This window comes from Pseudomonas wadenswilerensis (assembly GCF_024749185.1).
In the GTDB taxonomy this organism is placed as follows: domain Bacteria; phylum Pseudomonadota; class Gammaproteobacteria; order Pseudomonadales; family Pseudomonadaceae; genus Aquipseudomonas; species Aquipseudomonas wadenswilerensis.
In genome coordinates, this window is sequence record NZ_CP087191.1 from 3,865,370 (window position 1) to 3,888,042 (window position 22,673).

A 22,673-nucleotide genomic window follows, 5' to 3' on the forward strand; every position below is an offset into this window, starting at 1 on the left:
CCACGCGCAGATCAGTGCACCGGCAACTCGACACCGTCGAACAGCTCTTCAAGCTCTTGCTTGTTGTGACATGCGATAGCCTTGGCCATCACTTCACGGGTCAGGTGCGGGGCGAACTTCTCGATGAAGTCGCACATGAAGCCGCGCAGGAAAGTGCCACGGCGGAAACCGATCTTGGTCACGCTGGACTCGAACAGTTCGCTGGCATCGAGCACTACCAGGTCATTGTCGAGCTTGGTGTCGACGGCCATCTTGGCGACGATGCCGACACCCAGGCCCAGGCGCACGTAAGTCTTGATCACGTCGGCGTCGGCGGCGGTGAATACCACTTTCGGGGTCAGGCCGCGGTGACTGAAGGCTTCGTCGAGCTTGGAACGGCCGGTGAAACCGAACACGTAGGTGACGATCGGGTATTCGGCCAGGGCTTCAAGGGTGAGCTTCGGCAGCTTGGTCAGCGGGTGGCCTTGCGGCACCACCACGCAGCGGTTCCAGCGGTAGCACGGCATCATCACCAGGTCGCCGAACAGCTCCAGGGCTTCGGTGGCGATGGCGAAATCGACGGTGCCGTCAGCGGCCATCTCGGCAATCTGCATGGGCGAACCCTGATGCATGTGCAGGGCCACTTCCGGGTACTGCTTGATGAAGCTGCTGATCACCGGCGGCAGGGCATAACGCGCCTGGGTATGGGTCGTGGCGATCGACAGGGTGCCCTTTTTCTCGTTGGAGAATTCCTGGGCGATCTGCTTGATGCTTTCGACCTTGCGCAGGATCTCACCGGCGGTGGTGATGATGCGCTCACCGGCCGGAGTCACGCGGGTCAGGTGCTTGCCGCTGCGGGCGAACACTTCGACGCCCAGCTCGTCTTCGAGCAGGCGGATCTGCTTACTGATGCCCGGCTGGGACGTATACAGGCTCTGCGCTGTCGCGGAGACGTTGAGGTCGTGGTGCGCCACTTCCCAGATGTAGCGCAATTGTTGAAGCTTCATAGGTATCCCTCAAATCAGCTGGGCGTCACCGGCAGCAGCGACGATTTATAACTATATTAGTGGTTTGAAGAATAAATCTAGAACTATTTTAGCAGTCTTCCAGGAACCCACCTACCCCACGCAGTTAAGACTTCCTACGCCCCAAGTGTTGCGCGAGCGGCACCATATACACCGGCACCGGCGACAGTTGCAGCAAGCGCACCGCGGTGCGTCCGATCGGGATATCGACGCCAGCGCCCTGGCTATGGCTGCCGAAGATCAGCAGGTCGACACTCAGGCGCTGGGCCTGCTCGAGAATCACCTGCGCCGGATCGCCCTGACGCACGCGTACGGCCTTGATCAGGGCCAGGTCAGCCTCCTCGCCCAATTCGTCACGAAAGTTTTCCAGAACCCTTTGTTCGATGTTGGCCATCACCGTGGTGACGCCTTCGCTGTGCAGTTCATCGAGGGTCTGTTCGTCCAGATAGCTCTGCAGCAGCGATTCGGCGAACTGGCCCATGGGCTCGACCGCATGGATGACGTAGAGCTCTGCGTTGAAGGTCCGCGCCAGTGCCAGCGCGTGTTGCATGACAAAAGGCGCGTACACACCGAGGTCAGTGGCATACAGCATGGAATGGATCATTCGACCTCCTCGACTGCCATGACGGCAGAGCAAGCTTCAGCTTAGCAGCGCCAAGAACCGTCGCAGGGCCGTCCGGCGCCGAGGTTTACCCGTTAGCCCAGGGTCGGTTCGTTGCTGATGCCATGGGGCACATGGCCAGTGGCGACGACGCTGCGGGCCCGTTCGCAGTGGCCGGCCTGGTCGTCGAAAAACACATCGGCGGCGAAGGCTTCGAGGAACGCCGATTTGTCCAGACCGCCGAGGAACAGCGACTCGTCCAGGCGGATATCCCACTCGCGCAAGGTACGGATCACTCGCTCGTGGGCCGGTGCCGAGCGGGCTGTTACCAGTGCCGTGCGGATCGGACAGGCGCCTTCGGGGAACTCCTTCTGCAACAGGTTCAGTGCCGCCAAAAATGGTTTGAACGGCCCGCCGCGCAACGGCTCGCGGGCTGACTGGCGCTCGCTGGCCTGGAAGGCTTCGAGACCGCCAAGCTGGTAGACCCGTTCGGACTCATCGGAAAACAGCACCGCGTCACCGTCGAAAGCGATGCGCAGTTCGTCACTGGCAGCGCGCCGGGCACCACCGGAGAGAATGGTGGCAGCGGCAAAACCGGCCTCCAGGGCACTGCGCACATCATCGGCATCGGTGGACAGGAACAGGTGACAGCCAAACGCCGCCAGATAAGGATAAGGACTACGGCCGCCAACGAAGGCAGCGCGGTAGATACCCAGGCCATGATGCTCGATCGAGTTGAATACCCGCAGACCGGTGTCGGCGCTGTTGCGCGACACCAGCACCACCTCGACCCGGGGCTGGCCAAGACTGGCGTTCAGGCCCAGGAGCTTTTGCACCAGGGGGAAGGCGTCACCGGGTTCGAGCACTTCGTCTTCGTGTTCGATCTGGTACTGGCGATAGGCTTCAACGCCCTCGGCCAGGTACAGGCGGTGACTCTCGCTGAGGTCGAACAGCGCTCGGGAGGAGATGGCGACGACCAGTTTGTCGCCTAGATTCTTGCTCATGTACTGTTCCCCTTGGGGCCTTATCGCGGGGCAAGCCCGCTCCTACATTGTGGGAGCGGGCTTGCCCCGCGATGCTGTTTGCCGATCAATAAAGGCCAAAGCCTGATACAGCGCCTGCATCTTCGGCAATTCACAGCCCGCCGCCCTGGCCTGGGCCAACGGCTCGGCATAAATCGCCGCCAGCTCCAATGGCCGCTGCTGGATAAAATCGTGGTACATGCTCGGCCAGTAGTCGGGCATCTTCTCGGTCACCGCAAACAGGTGTTCGGCATAGCCTGGCGGCAACGCGTAACCGCAGGCGCGCGCGCCCTGCACCACCTCGGCCATCAGCGCCTGGATCAAGGCGCGGCTGTCGGCATCGGTCATCAGCGGTGTGGTGCTGGCCTTGAGCAGCACTGACAAACCATTGTAGGGCACATTCCACACCAGCTTTTGCCAACGCGCCTGGGCCAGGTTGGTCATGGCCTGGGAGTCGATGCCAGCGGCATGGAACAACGCAGCCCCGGCCTCGACAATTTGCTGACGGCTGTCTTCATCCGCCGCCGGACCACTGTGATACCCCAGGTTCACCGCCCCCAGCGACTGATGGCGGATCACCCCCGGCGCTTCGCGGTTGACGCAGATAAAGCACAAGCCGCCGAGCAGGTGCAGATTGGCGGGTAACAGCGGCCGCAGTTGGTCCTCGACGCCCAGGCCGTTCTGCAGCAGCAGCACCTTGGCATCAGGCGCCGCTACCTTGGCGATCAAGGGTGCAAGCTCGGCGTTGCTGGTGGTCTTGGCGCCGACCAACAGCCAGTCGCAGGGCGGCATGTCGGTGGCATCGGCATAGGCCCGGACCTGCATCTGCACGGTGCCATGCACGGCGCTGTCGACCCGCAATCCGTTGAGCTGAACGGCGTCGAATTCACTGCGCAAGAGGAAATGCACCTCGAACCCGGCACGCGCCAGCATCAGGCCATAGAAGCCACCAATGGCGCCGGTTCCGATCACGCCGATACGCGGGCTGCTCGTGTTCATCCTGCTCTCCTCAACCGTTCATTTTTTGTTCAATTTTTTTACACGTAAATCAACCGCTTTACGATCCTTAACTATACTCAGGCGAACAAGGTCAAAAAATCGACACGGAGTCGAGCATGCGTGGCTTCCTGCTGCACCCGGACGATGTTCCGGTGGAGCTGACCCTGCGTCAGTCGCCCAAACTGTTCCGCCAACGGCTGCACACTATCAGCCTGGGCGGAATCGCCTGCAACCACCCACGGGCCTACCGACGGGGCATGGCGGTGGAAATGCTCATCCCCTCCCTCGGCGCCGAGGCACGCTATCCCGGTTATGTGGCCTGGTGCCAGAAGCAACAGGACGGCTATCGGGTGGGCATTGCCTTCATCGACGAGCAAGCGCTGTTTGGCGCACGCATGGGCGAACAGGTGTGTCAGATCCAGCACTTCTGCCAGGCCGAAAGCCCCGATGCGGACGTCGAAGCCCTCGCCCAGCAGTGGGTCAGCCTGCACGCCGGCGAGTTCTCCGATGCCAGCCTTGAGGCAAGTCATACCCGGGAAATCCTCGTTCCTGGGTAAAAACCCCGTGCCTATGGGCCTTTCCTTGCAGGAAAGCGGCCCGTGCCCATTGTCGAGCCACAGTGTAACGCGCTAAGGTTCGGCTCCCCGCTGCGTACAATTTTCGCTGCTCCGCCGCACGGGGATCGCTGGCGGCCGGCACCCGTGACCTGACGAGTAACACGATGGCTGATTTACCGATCGATGACCTAAACGTTGCCTCCAACGAGACCTTGATCACCCCCGATCAGCTCAAGAAGGAAATCCCCCTCAGCGCTACCGCCCTGCAGACCGTGACTGCCGGTCGCGAAGTGGTGCGCAATATCCTCGACGGCAAGGACCACCGCCTGTTCGTGGTGATCGGCCCCTGCTCGATCCACGACATCAAGGCTGCCCACGAGTACGCCGAGCGCCTCAAGGTGCTGGCGGCAGAGGTGTCCGACACCCTGTACCTGGTCATGCGCGTGTATTTCGAAAAGCCGCGGACCACGGTCGGCTGGAAAGGCCTTATCAACGACCCGTACCTGGACGACTCGTTCAAGATCCAGGACGGCCTGCACATCGGTCGCCAGCTGCTGCTGGACCTGGCGGAAATGGGCCTGCCTACCGCCACCGAAGCACTCGACCCGATCTCTCCGCAGTACCTGCAGGACCTGATCAGCTGGTCGGCCATCGGCGCCCGTACCACCGAATCCCAGACCCACCGCGAAATGGCCTCGGGCCTGTCCTCGGCGGTCGGCTTCAAGAATGGCACCGACGGCGGCCTGACCGTTGCCATCAACGCCCTGCAGTCGGTTTCCAGCCCGCACCGTTTCCTCGGCATCAACCAGGAAGGCGGCGTGTCCATCGTCACCACCAAGGGCAACGCCTACGGCCACGTGGTGCTGCGCGGCGGCAACGGCAAGCCCAACTATGACTCGGTCAGCGTCGCCCTGTGCGAACAGGCCCTGGCCAAGGCCAGGATCAAGCCGAACATCATGGTCGACTGCAGCCACGCCAACTCCAACAAAGACCCGGCCCTGCAGCCGCTGGTGATGGAGAACGTCGCCAACCAGATCCTCGAAGGCAACCAGTCGATCATCGGCCTGATGGTCGAAAGCCACCTGAATTGGGGCTGCCAGGCGATCCCGAAAGACCTCAACGACCTGCAGTACGGTGTGTCCATCACCGACGCCTGCATCGACTGGGAGTCCACCGAGAAGACCCTGCGCAGCATGCACGCCAAGCTCAAGGACGTGTTGCCCAAACGCCAGCGCGACTGACAGGCAGATACAACAACGCCGGGCAATTGCCCGGCGTTTTTGTTGGTGCGTTGAAGAGCAGCACTAATGGCTGCCCTTCGCGATCCTCAGGCCTTGTTGGTGGCGTGCTTTTGCTGACGTTCCATGTAACGTTCGACGTAGGAGCACGACGGGATCACGGTATAGCCCATGTCTTCGGCGTACTTGAGCGCCTGTTTGGTGAGTGCCGCAGCGATACCCCGGCCACGCAATGCGTTCGGTACGAACGTGCGGTAGATATCCAGGGTCTGCTTACCCAGGTCCATGTAGGTCAGGTAAGCACGATGACCGTCCACATTGGTCTCGAACTGATGACCAGCCTGGTCATGGTGGATGGACAACGCCTCGCTCATCACTACTCCTCGCGGGTCTTGTGCTATGACCCCTACCTTACCGATGTTTGTCCGGCGAAGGAACCTCTACGCCACCCCGTGCCCCTTTGGACAGCGAGAAGAGCATGGCTGTTCTCTGGCAAGTGAGCACGTACAAATAGTAGGCGCCCCATGCCCAGATGCTCAAGGTGGCTGGTCGCAAATTTCATCCACTTGGGGCACGCGGACAGGGCGACGAGCATCGGCCTGAACAGTTGCCGGATGTTGTAGTGCTATGACGAAGGATGACACTTTAAGTCACTTTTAGTTCAACAAAATACACACTTGCTACACTTGTTAGCACCCGCGCATGCGGCGCCTTCACAGTTTTTCTACATAAGGCTGTGGCGGACCCGGGACAGGCGCATTTTTTTGCAGTTCTTGCGCTCTGTCAGTTTACTTACTACAAGTAATGGGTACTATGTACGCCGGCCAGTTTCTCTTTCTTGAGAGATGGCTATTTAATAGAAAGTCCTTGAAGGGGAACACGATGAACAACGTTCTGAAATTTTCTGCTCTGGCTCTGGCCGCAGTTCTGGCAACCGGTTGCAGCAGCGTATCCAAAGAAACCGAAGCTCGTCTGACCGCTACCGAAGACGCAGCTGCTCGTGCACAAGCTCGTGCCGATGAAGCCTATCGCAAAGCTGACGACGCTCTGGCTGCTGCTCAAAAAGCACAACAGACCGCTGACGAAGCTAACGAGCGCGCTCTGCGTATGCTGGACAAAGCCAGCCGCAAGTAATAGTCCTTCGGGATTGTTATTGGAAGCCGACCCACTTGTGGGTCGGCTTTTTTATTGCCGCCAGCAAAGTGCAACGCCAGAAACGACGAGGCCTGCACGATGGCAGGCCTCGGGTATAGCAGGAATGGCTTACTGCATGTCGTAAGGCACGCTGGAAACCATCGGTGCCGGGCCGCCAGCGCCATTGGGCACGGCGATCTCCACCGGCATGCCGTCTTCGGCGGCGACCACGTCACGGACCATGTCCCAGTTCATGCGCAGGTTGTTGGCCAGGTCTTCACGCTTGAGCAGCGCGTTGATGACCGCGGTGTGCTTGTCGACCACCGACGGGTCGCCCTTGTCGTCAAGCGGCGTGTGCGCCTCGAGGTAGACCTTGCCGGCACTGAGGCCGAACTTGTACGGCTCGTTGATGATGCGTACCGGCACGCCGACCGGGGCCATCTTGGCCAGCTCCAGCACGTTGTTGTTGAACATGCGGAAGCAGCCGTGGCTGGTGCGCATGCCGATGCCGAACTTCTTGTTCGAACCGTGGATCAGGTAACCCGGCACGCCAAGGGTGAACTTGAACGGCCCCAGCGGGTTGTCCGGGCCAGCCGGTACCACGGTCGGGAGGATATCGCCGTCTTCGGCGTGTTCCTTGCGGATCGAGGCCGGTGGCGTCCAGGTGGGGTTCGGGGTCTTGGCGGTAACCTTGGTATTGGCGATCGGCGAGCCCCAGCCTTCACGACCGATACCCAGCGGGTAGGTGTGCACCACGTTCTGCCCTTTCGGGTAGTAGTACATGCGGTACTCGGCCAGGTTGATGACGATGCCTTCGCGCGGCCCCGGCGGCAGGATAAAGCGGGTCGGCAGGATGATTTCGGTGCCGGCGCCCGGCAGCCACGGGTCGACGCCGGGGTTGGCGGCGATCATTTCCAGGTAGCCCAGGTCGTTGGCGGTGCCGATGTCGGCAAAGGTGTCTTCGTACTTGGCCTTGATCACCTGGACCTGGCCGATGACGTCTTCACCGGGAGGCGGCAGGGGGAACTCCAGCGCAGCGGCGGGACCTGCCGCCAACAGGGCGGCCAGGGACAGGCAACGGGTGACGGCGGGAAAGCGCGGCAACATCCGGGAAATCCTTCGCTAATTCAATTGAGTCAAGCAATCGATTGTACACCGGCACCCGCGTAATCGGGAGATGTCCCGGGCGCAGTTGGCCGTACAGGGGATGAAAGGTTATATCGGCAGGTTACAGCTCGGGCCATACCGGCCGTGTGCCACGGCGCTGGGCCTCGAGAATCGCCCGGCACAGCGAACACAGGCGGCGGTCACGGTAAATGCTGCGCTCGGCCTGCGACCAGCGCGGTTGCGCCGGCAACAGGGTGCCGCACAGGGTACGGTCGGCCGAGCCACCGAGCTCGAGCTGGCGGGCTACCAGGTGGACGCGGATCTCCTGGCAGGCGAACAGGTCAAGCTGTTCGTCAGGCTCGATCAATTGATAGGCATACAGGGACCAGGCGGGACGCGGCATCGGGGGCTCCAAATCGGGGGCGCAACATTAGCCGAAAGCCGGTCACTATAAAAGCGTCAAAGCAGCGGTTTTAGTTGCGGCCAGGCATTTTCCAGCAACCTGGCCTGGGCGCCCTGCCCCGGATGAATGCCATCGGCCTGCATCAGCTCGGGCACACCGCCCACCCCTTCGAGAAAGAACGGCACCAGCGGCACCTGTTTTTCCGTCGCCAGGTTTTCATACACCTTGGCGAAGGCCTCGTTGTAACGCTTGCCGTAGTTGGGCGGCAGGCGCATGCCCAGCAACAGCACCTTGGCGCCGGCAGCTCGCGACTTGTCGATCATCGAGGCAAGATTTTGTTGCAATTGCGTTGGCAGATGCCCGCGCAGGCCATCGTTGCCGCCCAATTCAAGCACCACCAGCTCAGGCTTGAGCTCTGCAAGCAGCGCCGGCAGCCGCGCCTGGCCTCCGGCACTGGTGTCGCCGCTGATCGAGGCATTGACCACCTTGGCGTCGAAACCCTCGTTCTTCAGGCGTTTTTCCAGCAAGGCAACCCAACCCTCGCGGGTATCCAGGCCGAAAGCGGCACTGATACTATCGCCGACAATCAGCACGGTCCCCGCTGCTGCGCCCTGGGCCATGCACATCAAGGCCAGGCCAGCACTCAATAACCACACTCGCATCGGATTCTCCATGGGCCCCAGCATTCTCAGTGCGCGCAACCTTAGCAAAGTGGTCCCCAGCGCGGAAGGCGACCTGACCATCCTGCACGAACTCTCGCTGGAATTGAAACAGGGCGACAGCCTGGCGATCGTCGGCGCCTCGGGCTCGGGCAAATCGACCCTGCTCGGCCTGCTGGCCGGGCTCGACCTGCCCAGCGCCGGCTCCGTGACCCTGGCCGGCCACGACCTCGGCCCGCTGGATGAAGACCAGCGCGCGCGGGTGCGGGCCGAGCATGTCGGCTTCGTGTTCCAGTCGTTCCAGTTGCTCGACAGCCTCAACGCGCTGGAAAACGTCATGCTGCCACTGGAGCTGGACGGTCGCCGCGATGCCCGCGAGCACGCCCGCAGCCTGCTTGAGCGGGTCGGCCTGGGCCAGCGCCTGAGCCACTCGCCACGCCAGCTGTCCGGTGGCGAGCAACAACGGGTGGCGATCGCCCGCGCCTTTGCCGCCGAGCCTGCGGTGCTGTTTGCCGACGAGCCCACCGGCAACCTCGACAGCCATACCGGCGAGCGCATCAGCGACCTGCTGTTCGACCTGAACAAGGAACGCGGCACCACCCTGGTACTGGTCACCCATGACGAACGCCTGGCCCAGCGCTGCCGTCGCCTGATCCGCCTGGACGCCGGCCACCTGGTCGCGCCGCTGGAGCCTTGATGAAGCGCTTGCCGTTGTTCCCCCTGGCCCTGCGCCAGTTGCTTCGCGACGCCCGCGCCGGCGAGTTGCGCGTGCTGTTCTTCGCCCTGCTGGTAGCGGTGGCGGCCAGTACCGCCATCGGCTATTTCGGCGCCCGCCTCAACGGCGCCATGCTGTTGCGGGCGACCGAGTTCCTCGGCGCCGACCTGGTGCTGCAGGGCAGCTCGCCCGCAGAGCCCGGGCAGGTCAACCGCGGCACCGCGCTGGGCTTGCAACACGCCCGGGTGGTCGAGTTTTCCAGCGTGATCGCCACCGACAACGGCATTCAGCTGTCGAGCATCAAGGCGGCCAACGATGCCTATCCGCTGCGCGGCGAGCTGCGCAGCGCCGCCGAACCCTATGGCGTCGAAACCGCTGGCGGCGGCCCGGCGCCGGGCGAGGCCTGGGTCGAACCGCGGCTGCTGGCAGCGCTGGACCTGAAAATAGGCGACAGCATCGATGTAGGCATGAAAACCCTGCGCATGAGCCGGGTGCTGACCTACGAACCCGACCGTGCCGGCAACTTCTATAGCCTGACCCCGCGAGTACTGATCAACCTCGCCGACCTTGAGGCCACCGGGGTAGTGCAACCGGGCAGCCGGGTCAGCTACCGCGAACTCTGGCGTGGCGAGCCCGACGCCCTGGCCAGCTACCGCGATGCGCTCAGCAACAACCTCGCCGCCAACCAGCGCCTGCAGGATTCACGGGATGGCAACCAGCAGATCGGCGGCGCCCTGGGCAAGGCCGAGCGTTACCTGAACATGGCCAGCCTGGTGGCGGTGCTGCTCGCAGGTGTTGCCGTGGCGCTGTCGGCCAGCCGCTTCGCTACCCGGCGTTTCGATGCCAGCGCCCTGCTGCGCTGCCTGGGCTTGTCGCGCCGCCAGGCATTGAGCCTGTTCTGCCTGCAACTGGCGATTCTCGGCAGCATCGCCGCCGTGTGCGGCGCAGCGCTTGGCTGGCTGGCCCAACTGGGCTTGTTCGAATTGCTGCAAGGTCTGATGCCGGCGCAGATTCCTCCTGGCGGTGTCGGTCCGGCCCTGGCCGGTATCGCCACCGGCCTGGTGGCCCTGGCCGGGTTCGCCCTGCCGCCGCTGGCCGCCCTTGGCCGGGTGCCACCCCTGCGGGTGCTGCGTCGCGACCTGCTACCAGTACCGGCCAGCAGCTGGCTGGTGTACGGCGCTGCGCTGTTCGCCCTGGGCCTGATCATGTGGCGCCTGAGCCTCGACCTGCTGCTGACCTTCGCCCTGCTCGGCGGCGGCCTGGTCGCCGCCTTGCTGCTGGGCGGGCTACTGTTGCTCGGCCTGCGCAGCCTGCGGCGCTTGCTTGCCGACAGCCCGCTGGCTTGGCGCCTGGGCCTTGGCCAATTGCTGCGCCACCCACTGGCGGCTGCCGGGCAGTCCCTGGCCTTCGGCCTGATCCTGCTGGCCATGGCCCTGATCGCCCTGCTGCGTGCCGAGCTGCTCGACACCTGGCAGAACCAGTTGCCCAAGGACGCGCCCAACTACTTCGCCCTGAACATCCTGCCCGACGACAAGAACAACTTCGCCCAACGCCTGACCGAGTTCTCCGCCGAGGCCGCACCGCTGTACCCGGTAATCCCCGGGCGCCTGACCGCCATCAACGGCGAGCCGGTGCAACAGATTGTCAGCAAGGAATCCACCGGCGACCGCGCCGTGCAGCGCGACCTGAGCCTGACCTGGGCCGCCGACCTGCCGCAGGGCAACACCCTGAGCGAAGGCCAGTGGTGGCAGGTCAAACCTGCAGCCGATGCCTTGCCCGGTGTTTCAGTGGAAGCCGAGCTGGCCCTGAGCCTCAAGCTCAAACTCGGCGACCAGTTGACCTTCACCATTGGTGGCCTGCAACGCCAGGTGCAAGTCACCAGCCTGCGCACGGTCAACTGGGACAGCTTCCAGCCCAACTTCTACATGATCTTCCAGCCTGAAACCCTGCAGGACCTGCCGACCACCTACCTGACCAGCTTCTATCTGGCACCCGGGCATGACCAGCAGGTGGTCGCGCTGTCGCGGGCGTTCCCGGCGGTGACCATCCTCCAGGTCGACGCGTTGCTGGCGCAGCTGCGCAGCATCCTCGCCCAGGTCACCCTGGCGGTGGAGTACGTGCTGTTGTTCGTGCTGGCGGCAGGCCTGGCGGTGCTGTTCGCCGGCTTGCAGGCGACCCTCGACGAACGCATTCGCCAAGGCGCCCTGCTCCGCGCCCTGGGCGCCGGGCGCGGGTTGCTGGTCAAGGCACGGCGTATCGAGTTCGGCCTGCTGGGGGCGGCCAGCGGCCTGCTGGCAGCGATCGGTTGCGAGCTGATCACCCTGGTGCTGTACCGTTATGCCTTCGACCTGCACTGGAGCCCGCACCCGTGGCTACTGCTGCTGCCGGTCATCGGCGCCCTGCTGGTCGGCGGTGCCGGGGTCTACGGCACGCGCCGGGCGCTCAATGCCAGCCCGTTGGCAGTACTGCGCGAGGGCTGATCAGGGTTTGACGTAGTCGATGGCGTTGACCCACCAGCACATCTCGCCGGAAGGGGTCTGGACGATGACTTCATCGCCGACCTCTTTTTTCAGCAACGCGCGGGCCATGGGTGAGTCGATCGAGATGTAGTCCATGCGCCCGTAGATCTCGTCGTAGCCGACGATGCGAAAGCGCTTGGTCTCGCCCTCCTCGTTCTCGATCTCGACCCAGGCGCCGAAAAACACCCGGCCCTCCTGCTCCGGCGAGTACTCCACCACACGCATGTCTTCCAGGCGCTTGCGCAGGTAGCGCACGCGGCGGTCAATCTCACGCAGAAGCTTCTTGTTGTACTGGTAATCGGCGTTCTCGCTGCGATCGCCCAGGGACGCTGCCCAGGTGACTTTCTGGGTGATATCGGGACGCTTTACCCGCCACAGATGGTCCAGCTCCTGCTTGAGCGCTTCGTGACCTTCCTTCGTGATGATTTGCGTACTCAACAAAAATTCTCGCTTCCAGGCTGACTGAGTGGCTTGCAGGGCCTGATCATCAACCCTGTCGAGGCGCGGCGCAACTGCACGTGACTTGTGCCTGTCAGCTCCAGTCCCAAGAGTGAAACCGCAGACAACCACAACAATACGGTCTGACCCGCATGCACGCCCAACGCACCGCCTTGCACAACGAGCTGCACGCCCGTCCGTCGCTGTACTTCGACGAACCGGCGCATGTCTTCCATCTGGCGTTTCTCGGCACCGATGCCGACTGCAATGCCCTGTTGCAGCGTTGCTGCCCGGACGCCTTCGAGCCCGATGCCGCACAGGGCATCACCCGGCTGGACGGTCATCCGTTCAAATGGGAGCGCCATTCCGAGTTCTTCACCCTGACGCTGGTGGTGCCCGCCGCCAGCGGCGAGCTGAACTGGACCACCCTGCCCCCGGCCCTCGCCGCAGGCGTCGAGCCCTACCGCGAGCAGATGATCAACGCGGTGCAGGTGCTGGTGCGCGACGAACATGACCTGGACCTGAGCCGTTATGGCTTCAAAGACCCCTGCGGCTCCTGCGTAGGCGGCGGCGATGCCGTGGTGTGGAGCGATTTTCGCCTGACCGCAGATGGCACCAACCGCTTCCTGTTCATCAACCGCCGGCTCAATGCCTACCGCCAGGGACGAATGATCCGCCGCCTGCTGGAGATCGAGACCTACCGGATGATGGCGTCATTGTCGCTGACCGCCGCCAAGGCCCTGAGCCCGCAACTGGACGCCTATGACCGCAAGCTGGTCAGCCTGTCGGAGCGTAACGTCAGCAGTGACGGCGGCAATGCCAAGGCATTGCTCGCCGACATCGCTCAGCTGTCGCGCCAGGTGGTCGGCAGCACGGTCAAGCACCGCCATCGCTTCAGCGCCACCCAGGCCTACGCGCAACTGGTGTTCGAGCGCCTGGGCGAGCTGCGGGAGAGCCATGTCGGTGATTGCCAGCGCCTGGGAGTGTTCATCGAGCGGCGTTTCAAGCCCACCGTGCGTTATTGCGCGGTCACCGAACAACGCCTTGAGCACCTGGCCGAGAGCGTGGCCAACCTTGGCGACCTGCTGCAGGCGCGGGTGCAGGTCGAGATGGAAGAACAGAACGCCGAGATCCTGCGCAGCCTCAACGCCCGCGCCGACACCCAGATCAAGATCCAGCGGGCAGTGGAAGGCCTGTCGATCATCGCGATCAGCTACTACCTGCTGAGCCTGTTCAAACTGTTCTATGCCGGCCTGCACACCCTGGGCGCGCAGATCAGCGCACGCGAGGCGCTGCTGGGTATGGCGCCGGTGGTGGTATTGATCATGCTGGTGATTGTGCTACGGATCAGGAAAGCCAAGGCACATTGAGCGGCTAACCCGGGCTGTCACTCAAGCCCGGGTGATCAGGCCCTGTCGAGCGACACGGGTCAGGTGACCGAGAACTTCGGCGGCATCTTCGGCGCTGGGCGACTGAATCACCGCCAGATCGAAACGGTCGTTGGCGAACTGGCCAAGCGAGGCGCAGGTGTCGGCAAACTGGATCAGGAAGGCAGTGGCACGGCCTTTACGGCGTGGCCAGCCATCGAGGTAGCGCAGAAGTGTTGGCTGATGGCTGCCGCCCAAGAGAATACGCGGCGTGCGCGTAGCCTGGCTGGCAGGCAAGGGGGTCAGGCAAACACTGGAACGTGGACAACTCATGGAGTAGATCTCCGCCTCGCAAAACCCGCTGGGCTGCGGTGGGAGGCGTCACCGAACCAGCGTTTTAGCGGTATTTGGTGAAACCCCCGAAGAGGAAACCCTGCGCCCCGCAAGTAGCTGTTTAAATCGGCGCAAGTCAGCATCCTAGAGAAGCTGCGGGTGGGATGTCAACATGTGACTGTAGGAGCGGGCTTACCCCGCGATAGCGTCCCGCCTGCCACATCGCATCGCGGGTCAGGTCGAGTCGTCGCACCGCCGCTCCCACAGAGTCAGGCAAGCAAGAGCGAAGCGTAGGGCCCCTGGTGGGCGGGAATTTTGGCTTACTATTGTTTCGACTGAACAAAGTAAGGCGCCGTAAAGGCGCAAAGGTGAGGCAGCAGCGCTGCCTCACCCGGATCGACCCAACCTTAGCGAGCAATCAACCGGTCCAAAGACCCCCGCCCTGCCCCCTCGACCAGCACCGCCAGCGTCCCCGCCATCAACGCCAGGGCAAACTCATAGCCGTTGTTGGCCATGAACAGCCCATTGCCGATATGCACCGAGAAGATCGCCACGATCAACGTCACGGTCAGCGCCAGCGCCGCTGGCCGTACCAGCAAGCCGATCACCAGGGCCAGGCCGCCGAAGAACTCGGCACCGCCGGACAGCAGCGCCATCAGCAGGCCAGGCGCCAGGCCAAGGCTTTCCATGAACTGCGCAGTCCCCGCCAGGCCGCCGCCGCCAAACAGGCCGAAGAGCTTCTGCGCGCCATGGGCCATGAAGATGATACCGACCAGAATACGGATGATGCTCAGGCCCCAGCTGGCACGGCTGGCAACTACGGCGTTGAGGATGTTGTTGTTCATGAGTGTTCCTTAAGGGGTGTGATGTGTGGTGTTGGGCGCCATATTAATCGAATCAACCAATAGTAAAATCGCAATATTTGCGATATTAAAATCGAATTATTCGATTATTTTTGCCCCACACCTTTACCCCCTTTCGGCTCCAGGGATGCGCGCTCACGGTCAAAGGCCAGGAAGTACTTGTTGACGCTGTTCACATAGCTCACCGGCCCCATGCCCACCTGTTCCATGGCGATGCGCTCGGTCTGGAAGAACCACTGGTTGCCATTGAGCCCACGCCGCCGCGCTTCGGCACGCATCGCCTGAACCCGCTCCGGGCCCAGGTTATAGGCCGCCAGGGTGAACGCCATGCGTTCACGCTCGTTAAGCTGGTTGCTGGAAAAGAACTTGCGCCGGATCAGCGCCATGTAGCGGGCGCTGGCCTGAACATTGCCATCGACATTGGCAATATTGCTGACCCCCACCCGCTGGGCGGCGCTGGGGGTGATCTGCATCAGCCCGTGGGCGCCCCCTGCCCCGCGGGCAGTCGGGTCAAGGGAGGACTCCTTGAAGGCCACCGCAGCCAGGTTCAACCAGTCGATCTTCTGTTCGCGGGCATGGCGCTGCAGCACCGGCCGCAAGGCCTCCAGGCGCTTGCGATCAGTGCGTGCCAGGGGATTGTGGACCCGGTACAGACGCCGGTAGATCCGCTCAAACGCTGCATCCTGATTGGCCGGCGCCTTGTAGCCCTGAAGAAAGCGGTCGACGCTGGAGTGCAGCATTACCGCGTCACGGCGCACGTACCAGCGCATGGCCTCGGGGCTGGCCACATGCAGCTTGCGCTCGACCCGCAGCTTGGGCATGACCTTGGCCCAGCGTTCGGCAATCGGCTGCTCGACCACGGTCAGGTGAAAAATCCCGGCCTGGACCATCTCCAGCACATCTTCGACCGCCAGCGTCGGGTCGACCCACTCGACCTTGATCGGCGCCAGCTTACGCAGGGCCAGCTTCTGGTTGATCTCATGCAAGGTATCGCCGGCGGCACTTGAGCTGGTCAGCGCCAGGGTGCGCCCGGACAGCTGCTCGACGCGCTGGAAACTGCGCTCGCCCTTGCGCCCGACCAGCACCAGGGGCACCTTGTCGACCACCGGATCGCTGGCGCTGAGGCCACGGGTAGAGGTGGGGTCGACCAGTTCGCCCGGTGCCACCAGGTCGGCTTCGCCGCGCTGCAATGCGGCCAGCAGTTGTTCCTTGGCGCGGGGGATGATCTTCAGGCGGATTTCCTCGCCATCGCGGGCGCGGGCGTTGAGGTAATGCTCGAAGGCTCGCAGACGATGGTACTCGACGCCCACCGGCTCGCCCTTGACTTCACCGGAGCTGTTGCGGCTCTGATTGACCAGCACCTTCAATACCCGGCTGCTGCGGATCTGCGCCAGGTCGCGCGCCTGGGTCTTGGGCACCGCCTGTTGCGGCCCGGCCAGACGCGCACTGGCCGGCCCTGCAGGCAGCAGCGAGAGGCTCAGCACGATCAACAAAAACAGCGCTCGGGTCATCCGTTGCAAGGTCCGCGCGTGTGGGGTTGGCGCCATAGTCTGCAGTCGTTCCATGACAATTGACCGCAACAGACCACGACAACTCGTTGAAGTTCTTGGCTTTATCGATTTTCGCCGAGCTTTGTTATGCTGGCCGGCCCCCGGCCTGAGGTAGCACCATGCAACTCATCGACATCGGCGTCAATCTGACCAACCCAAGTTTTGCCGACAAACATCAGGCGATTCTCGAACGCGCCGTGGCTGCCGGGGTGGTACAGATGATGGTCACCGGCACCAGCCTCGAGGGTAGCGAACAGGCCCTTGAGCTGTGCCAGCAGCTCGATGAAAGCGCCCAGCGCCTGTTCAGCACCGCCGGTGTTCATCCCCATGACGCCAGCAGCTGGAGCGCCGACAGCAGCCGCCAGTTGCGCGCGCTGCTTGGGCAGCCGCGGGTGCAGGCCGTGGGTGAATGCGGGCTGGACTTCAACCGTGATTTCTCGCCGCGCCCGCAGCAGGAAAAGGCGCTGGAAGAACAGCTGGCCCTGGCCGTGGAGCTGCAGATGCCGGTGTTCCTGCACGAGCGTGACGCCAGCGAACGCCTGCTGGCGATCCTCAAGGAGTTTCGCGATCGCCTGCCAGCAGCGGTAGTGCACTGCTTTACCGGCGAGCGCGCGGCGCTGTTCGGCTACCTCGACCTGGACCTGCACATCGGCATCACTGGCTGGATCTGCGACGAACGACGCGGCACCCACCTGCACCCGCTGGTCAGCAGCATCCCCCAGGGCCGCCTGATGCTCGAAAGCGACGCGCCGTACCTGCTGCCGCGCAGCCTGCGGCCCAAGCCGAAAAGCGGGCGCAACGAACCGGCCTTTCTCACTGAAGTGCTGCGCGAAGTAGCCCTGCACCGCGGCGAAAGCCCTGAGCAACTGGCTGCCCACAGCACCGCCAGCGCCCGCGCCTTCTTTAACCTGCCCGCGATTATTTGACGCATATCAAAACGTCTTGATGATCGAGTCGGCACAATGATGGCACCTTGCCAACAATGTTTCCGCTCAATCAGAGAAGACCTACCATGGGTGCCTGGCTTAGCAATATCTCCCTGAAGTACAAGTTCTGGGCCGTGAACGCGGTCGCCTTCGTCACCACGCTGTTCCTGGTGCTGTATGCCGTGCATCTGGAGCAACAGGCCCGGGCCCAGAGTGCACAAAGCAAAGCCCAGGCCGAGGCGCAGTTGCTGGCGGCCTGGCCCGCCGGGCAAGCCCTGCCGAACAATGCGCTGTGGCTGACTTACAGCCCCGGCCAGGCGCCGCAATTCGAAGGACAAAGCCTCGATACGCTGGCCACGGCCCAGGGCTGGGTCGAGCTCGAAGGCTTGCCGTTGCTGGGCCGCGATCCGCTGACCGGTGCCCAGGTCATCAGCCGTGATAACCAGCAGATCGCCGTGCTCGCCCCCTCCCCCAGCCTGGTCCAGGTGTTCACCGACCGCTTCACCAACTACGCCGTGTGCGTGCTGATCCTGATGCTGGCGATGCTTTGCGCCTCGCAACTGCTCATCCGCTTTCTGCTCAGCCAGCTCAACACCCTCAAGGACGTAATGCTGCACGTGGAAAAAACCGGCGACCTGTCGGCCCGCGTACCCCTGGCCTGTGGTGATGAAGTCGGACAGATGGCCAGTGCCTTCAACGCCATGCAAACCACCTACCACCGGGTGGTCAACACCGTCGCGCGCACCGCCGCACAACTGGATTCCGGCGCCGCGCGCCTGGCCGCGAGCATGAACGACGTGCGTCACGGCATGCTTGGCCAACAGAGCGAAACCGATCAGGCCGCCACCGCCATCAACGAAATGACCGCCACGGTCTATCACATCGCCCAGCACGCCGGCGCCACCCGCGACCTGTCGCAGAGCGCCGACACCCTGGCTGGCAGCGGCCAGGAAGTGGTCAGCCGGGTACAGACCTCGATCGCCGGGCTGTCCAGCGGCGTACAACAGACCGCCGAAATGATCCGCCAGCTGGCCGACGACAGCCAGAAGATCAACGGCGTGGTCGGGGTGATTCACAGCATTGCCGAGCAGACCAACCTGCTGGCCCTCAACGCCGCCATCGAGGCCGCCCGCGCCGGCGATCTGGGCCGTGGTTTTGCGGTGGTCGCCGACGAAGTACGCAACCTGGCCAAACGGGTGCAGGCTTCCACCGACGAAATCACCACCATGGTCTCGGCGCTGCAGGCCGGTACCCGCGACGCCGTGGATTTCATGCAGGAAAGCTCGTTCAAGGCTGACGACTGCGTACAGCAGGCCCAGGAAGCCGGTGCCGCGCTGGCAGAAATCACCAGCGCGGTGGCGCAGATGCGTGAAAGCAACACGCAGATTGCCGTGGCCGCCGAGCAACAGAGCCAGGTGGCCGAAGAAATGAACCGGGCAGTGGTAAGTATCCGCGACGTAACCGAAGAGACCGTGCAGCAAACCGTCGACTCGGCCACCACCAGCAGCGAACTGGCGACCCTGGCCGGCGAACTGAACAAGGCCATCGGCCAGCTCAAGCTATAGGCGTCATAGCCGCCATCGATTGGCCCCTTCACCGGGGCCGCACTATTCTTCAGGCAAGCCCCTGAGGAAAATTTCCATGAGCAAACGCCTGCCCAACCTGCCCGCCTGGCAATGGCGTGGCTACCACCACAACCACCGCAACCCGACCAACCTGGTGCTGCACCTGATTGCCGTGCCGTTGTTCATCCTCGGCGTATTGCTGGTGCTTTCGGGGTTGTTCTCGCTGGACCTGGGGCAACTGGCCGTTGGCATCATCGCCCTGATCGCCGGGCTCGGCCTGCAACGCCAGGGTCACCGCCTGGAAGCCGAACAACCCGAGCCGTTCGCCAACCGCAAGGATGCCATTGGCCGCCTGCTGGTCGAGCAGTTCGTCACGTTCCCGCGCTTTGTACTCAGCGGTGCCTGGTGGCGCGCCTGGCGCGACCGGCACCGCCATTGAGCCGTCTCAGCCGAACACGGTCACGGTCTGGCGGCTGAGCGCCAGCAACTCGCCCTTGTCGCTCCACAGCGCGGCCGCCGCATGCCCGTAACCATCTCGGGCATGTTCGGTTTCGACGTGGTAGCGGCACCAGTCCAGGGTGGTCAGGCTCGGCACCGGCTGGATGAATTCGATGGTCCAGGTCAAGGTGCTGCCGGACGCCGGTTTGTTCAGGTGCGAAAGCAAGGTCGGGGGCCAGGCGTCAACCAGCGCCAGCAAGTGCGCTTCACTGACCGGCTCTTCACGTTCGCTGTCGCGAAAACGTACCCAGCCGCCCATGTCCCGGGACTTGTTATTGCTGAACGGAATGCCGCCGATGGCCCAGCGCAGGGACACATGGCGCATGAACTCCGGGGTCACCCCCTTGATGTACGGAAGCTCTGTGCTCGATTGCTCAAGCGGCTTCATCTCTACCGCCGGCAAGGCCGGCACATCGATCATCGAATCGCGGCCGCTGCCAAAGCTGCCCTGCATCAGGGTAACCACCTGGCCGTTCTGCAGGGCGCGCCCGAGCAGCGAGCTGACGGCCTTGCCCTCGCGCAGCAGTTCCACTTCGAAACTGATCGGCACCTCAGGTTCGGCCGGGCCGACAAAGGTGATGGCCAGGGAGCGCACCGGACGCCCCGGCGAGGTCTTGGCCAGCATGGCCTCATACAGCAAGGCAGCCATCAGCCCGCCAAAACAGGCGCGACCCTGGGCCCAGCTTGAATCAATGGTCACGGCCTGGGGATGCTGGCGGACCGCCGTGAGCAATTGTGAGAAGTTCATGCCGACCTCAGCGATTTGAAAAGAAACTGATCTTAACCAGCCAGCAAGTGGTCTACAGCACGCATTTCGGCCATTTCAGCGGGCTATCGCTGCGCAAGCTGCTCCTGCAGGCGATCGAGGGTGGCATCGGCGCATTGTTCGGCCTTGGTCAGTTGCATTTGCCAATGGCTGACACACGGGGCCAGGTCGCTTTGCTGCTCGGCTTGCAGCAGCCACTGCAGCAGGTCGTGCCAGCTGCCCAGATCGCCCTGGGCACGCCTGAGGGCCTTTTGCAGGCGTGGGTTGGAGTGCTGCAGTTGCGGGTAGGCTTCAGCCGCGTAGCGCACCCGCTTGATCAGCAGGCGCAGGCGATGACGGTCGTGGGCAGGATCGTCGAGGGCCTGGCGTAGCTGCTTCCACTGCTTTTCCAGGCGTTTGTCGATGCGCTGTTGCAGCCGGCGGATCAAGCCCTGGCGCTGCGCCGCGCGCAGAAACACCGGGAAGGCGTCGACGATTGCCAGCAGGCGCGCCAGTTCGGCACTGGCGGCGACGCTGGCGAAGGTCTGCGCGCGATGGGCCAGGCGCGTATGCGCCGCGACCGTCTGGCGGCGCTCGAGCAACTGCGCGGCCAGTACCTCACGGTCGCGCATTGGCGTGGTCAGGCTACCCAGCGCCTGGGCAGCCGCTTCCAGCTGCTCGACTCCGGGCAATTCACGCAGCGGCCGCAGCAGGCTGCGCAAGCGCCGCACGCCGATGCGCAGGTCGTGCAGCGCCTCGCCGTCGGTATCGGCGGCCAGGCGCGCCTGGCAGGCCAGCAGGCGCACCTGCAGGCTCAGTACCTGGGCAATGACGTGGTCGAGCATGGCCGACGACATGGTCTACTCCTGTATCAGCGCCCGGCGCGGGATTCACGAATGTAGAAACGGGCCTTCTCGGCCTTCTTGCTGCAGCCCTCGAACGCTTCGAACTGCTGCTGGGTCTTGGCCCCGGTCAACAGCGACAGCGCCTTGGAGTAACTGACGGTACCGGCGAAACCTTCGGCCTTGGCCAGGTCGAGCTCTTTCCAGGCCGAGTCCAGCTGATTGGCGCAGCTGTCGCGGTAGGCTGTCTTGCCAGCGCAACCGGTCAGGACCAGGGCAATCAGGGGCAGGCAAATCCAGGCTTTCATCGGCAATACCTCAAAAAAAAAGTTCAGGGTGGCGACTTCGACGGTAAACAGCGAGAAAAGTGCCCTGTTCAGCGTAGCGCAGCGCCAGCGACGATTGAAGCACAGACACAATTGGGCGCATTGTTAGACCATGGAAGCAGAACACCGGGGAAGCATCATGAAAAAACGCGTCGCACTGGTTCTGGGTTCAGGCGGGGCCCGGGGCTACGCACACATTGGTGTGATCGAAGAAATCGAGCGCAGAGGCTACGACATCGCCTGTATTGCCGGCTGCTCCATGGGCGCGGTGATTGGTGGCATCTATGCCGCCGGCAAGCTCGATGAGTACCGCAACTGGATCGAGAGTCTGGACTACCTGGACGTGCTGCGCCTGGTCGATGTGAGCTTTCGCCTCGGGGCGATTCGGGGCGAGAAGGTCTTCGGGCAGATCCGCAAGATTGTCGGCGAGGTCAATATCGAAGACCTGCACATCCCCTACACGGCGGTGGCCACCGACCTCACCAACCAACAGGAAATCTGGTTCCAGGAGGGCTGCCTGCACCAGGCCATGCGCGCCTCGGCAGCGATACCGAGCCTGTTCACCCCGGTGGTGCAAGGCAACCGCATGCTGGTCGATGGCGGCATCCTCAACCCCTTGCCGATCATCCCGGTGGTGTCCAGCCACTGCGACCTGATCATTGCCGTGAACCTCAACTCGACCAACCAGAAGCAGTATCAACTGCCGGTGATCGAACGCCCGGCGGCGTTCAAGCTGCGCTTTGACAACCTGATCAACTCCCTGGGCTCGCATTTGCCGTTCCGGCGCAAACCGGCCGAGCAACTGATGCGCATCGAGCAGGAGCTGCAACCCGAGGCAGCGCAGATTCCCAACCCCTGGCTCAGCGATGCCGCCGATCCCGAAGCCCAGCAACCGGCGGCAGCCCCGGAGATTGAAGGCGCGCCAAAATCGGCCACTGGCTCGTTTATCATCGACAACGTCGGGCCGGCGTCGCTGCTGGACTTGATCAACCAGAGCTTCGAGGTGATGCAGACATCACTGGCGCAGTACAAGATTGCCGGGTACCCGCCAGATGTACTGATCAACGTGCCCAAGCGGGTATGCCGGTTCTTCGAGTTCTACAAAGCGCCGGAGCTGATTGCCCTGGGGCGGGAGATTGCCCGGGATACCCTGGACAACTATGAGGCGGAGCGGCGTTGACGGCTCTGGCCTCATCGCTGGCAAGCCAGCTCCCACAGGTAAAGTGCACACCGGACCTCGTGGGAGCTGGCTTGCCAGCGAT

Annotated in this window: 25 protein-coding genes; 10 read left to right on the plus strand and 15 right to left on the minus strand. The window is 63.2% G+C overall.

What is annotated here, in order from left to right; all coding sequences use genetic code 11:
* Positions 1-11: 11 nt before the first annotated feature.
* The 4 genes from cysB to LOY45_RS17675 all read right to left on the minus strand — a co-directional run bounded on the left by cysB (position 12) and on the right by LOY45_RS17675 (position 3,626).
* A complete protein-coding gene (gene cysB, locus LOY45_RS17660; protein WP_115086181.1) occupies positions 12-986 on the minus strand; it encodes an HTH-type transcriptional regulator CysB in 975 nt (324 codons plus the stop codon).
* Between the two features lie 124 nt (positions 987-1,110).
* On the minus strand, positions 1,111-1,608 hold the full coding sequence (locus LOY45_RS17665) for a universal stress protein (RefSeq protein WP_010222541.1): 498 nt from the start codon (positions 1,606-1,608) through the stop codon (positions 1,111-1,113).
* A 92-nt stretch (positions 1,609-1,700) separates the two neighbouring features.
* Entirely contained in the window at positions 1,701-2,609 is a 909-nt protein-coding gene (locus tag LOY45_RS17670) for a 5'-nucleotidase (protein ID WP_115086180.1), read from the minus strand.
* Positions 2,610-2,651: 42 nt separating this feature from the next.
* Entirely contained in the window at positions 2,652-3,626 is a 975-nt protein-coding gene (locus LOY45_RS17675; protein ID WP_115086179.1) for a putative 2-dehydropantoate 2-reductase, read from the minus strand.
* Between the two features lie 116 nt (positions 3,627-3,742).
* Here LOY45_RS17675 and LOY45_RS17680 point away from each other — a divergent pair, with 116 nt between their 5' ends.
* Together LOY45_RS17680 and LOY45_RS17685 are read left to right on the plus strand one after the other, a co-directional pair.
* Complete coding sequence (locus LOY45_RS17680; RefSeq protein ID WP_115086178.1) at positions 3,743-4,183, plus strand: PilZ domain-containing protein; 441 nt, start codon at positions 3,743-3,745, stop codon at positions 4,181-4,183.
* A 164-nt stretch (positions 4,184-4,347) separates the two neighbouring features.
* Positions 4,348-5,424, plus strand: coding sequence for a 3-deoxy-7-phosphoheptulonate synthase (locus LOY45_RS17685; RefSeq protein ID WP_115086177.1), 1,077 nt, complete (start codon positions 4,348-4,350; stop codon positions 5,422-5,424).
* An 86-nt stretch (positions 5,425-5,510) separates the two neighbouring features.
* Here the strand turns inward: LOY45_RS17685 and LOY45_RS17690 are convergent, their stop codons facing one another.
* Positions 5,511-5,795 (minus strand): GNAT family N-acetyltransferase, encoded by a 285-nt coding sequence (locus tag LOY45_RS17690; RefSeq protein ID WP_258578111.1) that lies wholly within the window; start codon positions 5,793-5,795, stop codon positions 5,511-5,513.
* Between the two features lie 508 nt (positions 5,796-6,303).
* Between LOY45_RS17690 and oprI the strand changes: the two genes are divergently transcribed.
* Positions 6,304-6,555, plus strand: a complete 252-nt coding sequence (gene oprI, locus LOY45_RS17695; RefSeq protein ID WP_003259780.1) for an outer membrane lipoprotei OprI — start codon at positions 6,304-6,306, stop codon at positions 6,553-6,555.
* 129 nt (positions 6,556-6,684) lie between these two features.
* Here the strand turns inward: oprI and LOY45_RS17700 are convergent, their stop codons facing one another.
* From LOY45_RS17700 to LOY45_RS17710, 3 genes are all read right to left on the minus strand, one after another.
* Positions 6,685-7,662 (minus strand): L,D-transpeptidase family protein, encoded by a 978-nt coding sequence (locus tag LOY45_RS17700; RefSeq protein ID WP_115086176.1) that lies wholly within the window; start codon positions 7,660-7,662, stop codon positions 6,685-6,687.
* 121 nt (positions 7,663-7,783) lie between these two features.
* Positions 7,784-8,065: a hypothetical protein gene (locus LOY45_RS17705; protein WP_258578112.1), complete on the minus strand. Its 282-nt coding sequence runs from the start codon at positions 8,063-8,065 to the stop codon at positions 7,784-7,786.
* A 56-nt stretch (positions 8,066-8,121) separates the two neighbouring features.
* On the minus strand, positions 8,122-8,727 hold the full coding sequence (locus LOY45_RS17710) for an arylesterase (RefSeq protein ID WP_258578114.1): 606 nt from the start codon (positions 8,725-8,727) through the stop codon (positions 8,122-8,124).
* 10 nt (positions 8,728-8,737) lie between these two features.
* Between LOY45_RS17710 and LOY45_RS17715 the strand changes: the two genes are divergently transcribed.
* Together LOY45_RS17715 and LOY45_RS17720 are read left to right on the plus strand one after the other, a co-directional pair.
* Complete coding sequence (locus LOY45_RS17715; RefSeq protein WP_010222550.1) at positions 8,738-9,421, plus strand: ABC transporter ATP-binding protein; 684 nt, start codon at positions 8,738-8,740, stop codon at positions 9,419-9,421.
* Entirely contained in the window at positions 9,421-11,919 is a 2,499-nt protein-coding gene (locus LOY45_RS17720) for an ABC transporter permease (protein WP_115086174.1), read from the plus strand. The genes LOY45_RS17715 and LOY45_RS17720 overlap by 1 nt, the downstream gene beginning before the upstream one ends.
* Here the strand turns inward: LOY45_RS17720 and greB are convergent, their stop codons facing one another.
* Positions 11,920-12,396, minus strand: a complete 477-nt coding sequence (gene greB / locus LOY45_RS17725; RefSeq protein ID WP_010222552.1) for a transcription elongation factor GreB — start codon at positions 12,394-12,396, stop codon at positions 11,920-11,922.
* Between the two features lie 152 nt (positions 12,397-12,548).
* Between greB and LOY45_RS17730 the strand changes: the two genes are divergently transcribed.
* Complete coding sequence (locus LOY45_RS17730) at positions 12,549-13,766, plus strand: DUF3422 domain-containing protein (RefSeq protein WP_233674006.1); 1,218 nt, start codon at positions 12,549-12,551, stop codon at positions 13,764-13,766.
* Between the two features lie 21 nt (positions 13,767-13,787).
* Here LOY45_RS17730 and LOY45_RS17735 read toward each other — a convergent pair whose 3' ends face one another.
* The 3 genes from LOY45_RS17735 to LOY45_RS17745 form a co-directional block, all read right to left on the minus strand.
* Entirely contained in the window at positions 13,788-14,096 is a 309-nt protein-coding gene (locus LOY45_RS17735) for a hypothetical protein (protein WP_115086172.1), read from the minus strand.
* A gap of 407 nt (positions 14,097-14,503) precedes the next feature.
* Positions 14,504-14,941, minus strand: a complete 438-nt coding sequence (locus tag LOY45_RS17740) for a DoxX family protein (protein WP_115086171.1) — start codon at positions 14,939-14,941, stop codon at positions 14,504-14,506.
* Between the two features lie 104 nt (positions 14,942-15,045).
* The gene (locus LOY45_RS17745; RefSeq protein ID WP_258579316.1) at positions 15,046-16,470 is read right to left on the minus strand and encodes an MltF family protein; all 1,425 of its coding nucleotides are present in this window, start codon (positions 16,468-16,470) and stop codon (positions 15,046-15,048) included.
* 158 nt (positions 16,471-16,628) lie between these two features.
* Here LOY45_RS17745 and LOY45_RS17750 point away from each other — a divergent pair, with 158 nt between their 5' ends.
* From LOY45_RS17750 to LOY45_RS17760, 3 genes are all read left to right on the plus strand, one after another.
* Positions 16,629-17,435 carry a TatD family hydrolase gene (locus tag LOY45_RS17750; protein WP_115086169.1) on the plus strand — a complete coding sequence of 269 codons (807 nt, stop codon included), beginning with the start codon at positions 16,629-16,631 and terminating at the stop codon, positions 17,433-17,435.
* 86 nt (positions 17,436-17,521) lie between these two features.
* Complete coding sequence (locus LOY45_RS17755) at positions 17,522-19,000, plus strand: methyl-accepting chemotaxis protein (RefSeq protein WP_115086168.1); 1,479 nt, start codon at positions 17,522-17,524, stop codon at positions 18,998-19,000.
* A gap of 76 nt (positions 19,001-19,076) precedes the next feature.
* The gene (locus LOY45_RS17760; RefSeq protein WP_115086167.1) at positions 19,077-19,439 is read left to right on the plus strand and encodes an Mpo1-like protein; all 363 of its coding nucleotides are present in this window, start codon (positions 19,077-19,079) and stop codon (positions 19,437-19,439) included.
* Positions 19,440-19,445: 6 nt separating this feature from the next.
* On the opposite strand, the gene LOY45_RS17765 is transcribed toward LOY45_RS17760, so the two are convergent.
* The 3 genes from LOY45_RS17765 to LOY45_RS17775 form a co-directional block, all read right to left on the minus strand.
* Complete coding sequence (locus tag LOY45_RS17765) at positions 19,446-20,246, minus strand: acyl-CoA thioesterase (RefSeq protein ID WP_115086166.1); 801 nt, start codon at positions 20,244-20,246, stop codon at positions 19,446-19,448.
* An 83-nt stretch (positions 20,247-20,329) separates the two neighbouring features.
* Positions 20,330-21,100 carry a CHAD domain-containing protein gene (locus LOY45_RS17770; protein WP_115086165.1) on the minus strand — a complete coding sequence of 257 codons (771 nt, stop codon included), beginning with the start codon at positions 21,098-21,100 and terminating at the stop codon, positions 20,330-20,332.
* A gap of 14 nt (positions 21,101-21,114) precedes the next feature.
* Positions 21,115-21,393: a hypothetical protein gene (locus tag LOY45_RS17775; protein ID WP_028941416.1), complete on the minus strand. Its 279-nt coding sequence runs from the start codon at positions 21,391-21,393 to the stop codon at positions 21,115-21,117.
* 157 nt (positions 21,394-21,550) lie between these two features.
* On the opposite strand from LOY45_RS17775, the gene LOY45_RS17780 reads away from it, so the two are divergent.
* On the plus strand, positions 21,551-22,591 hold the full coding sequence (locus LOY45_RS17780; RefSeq protein WP_258578115.1) for a patatin-like phospholipase family protein: 1,041 nt from the start codon (positions 21,551-21,553) through the stop codon (positions 22,589-22,591).
* The last annotated feature ends 82 nt before the right edge of the window (positions 22,592-22,673 follow it).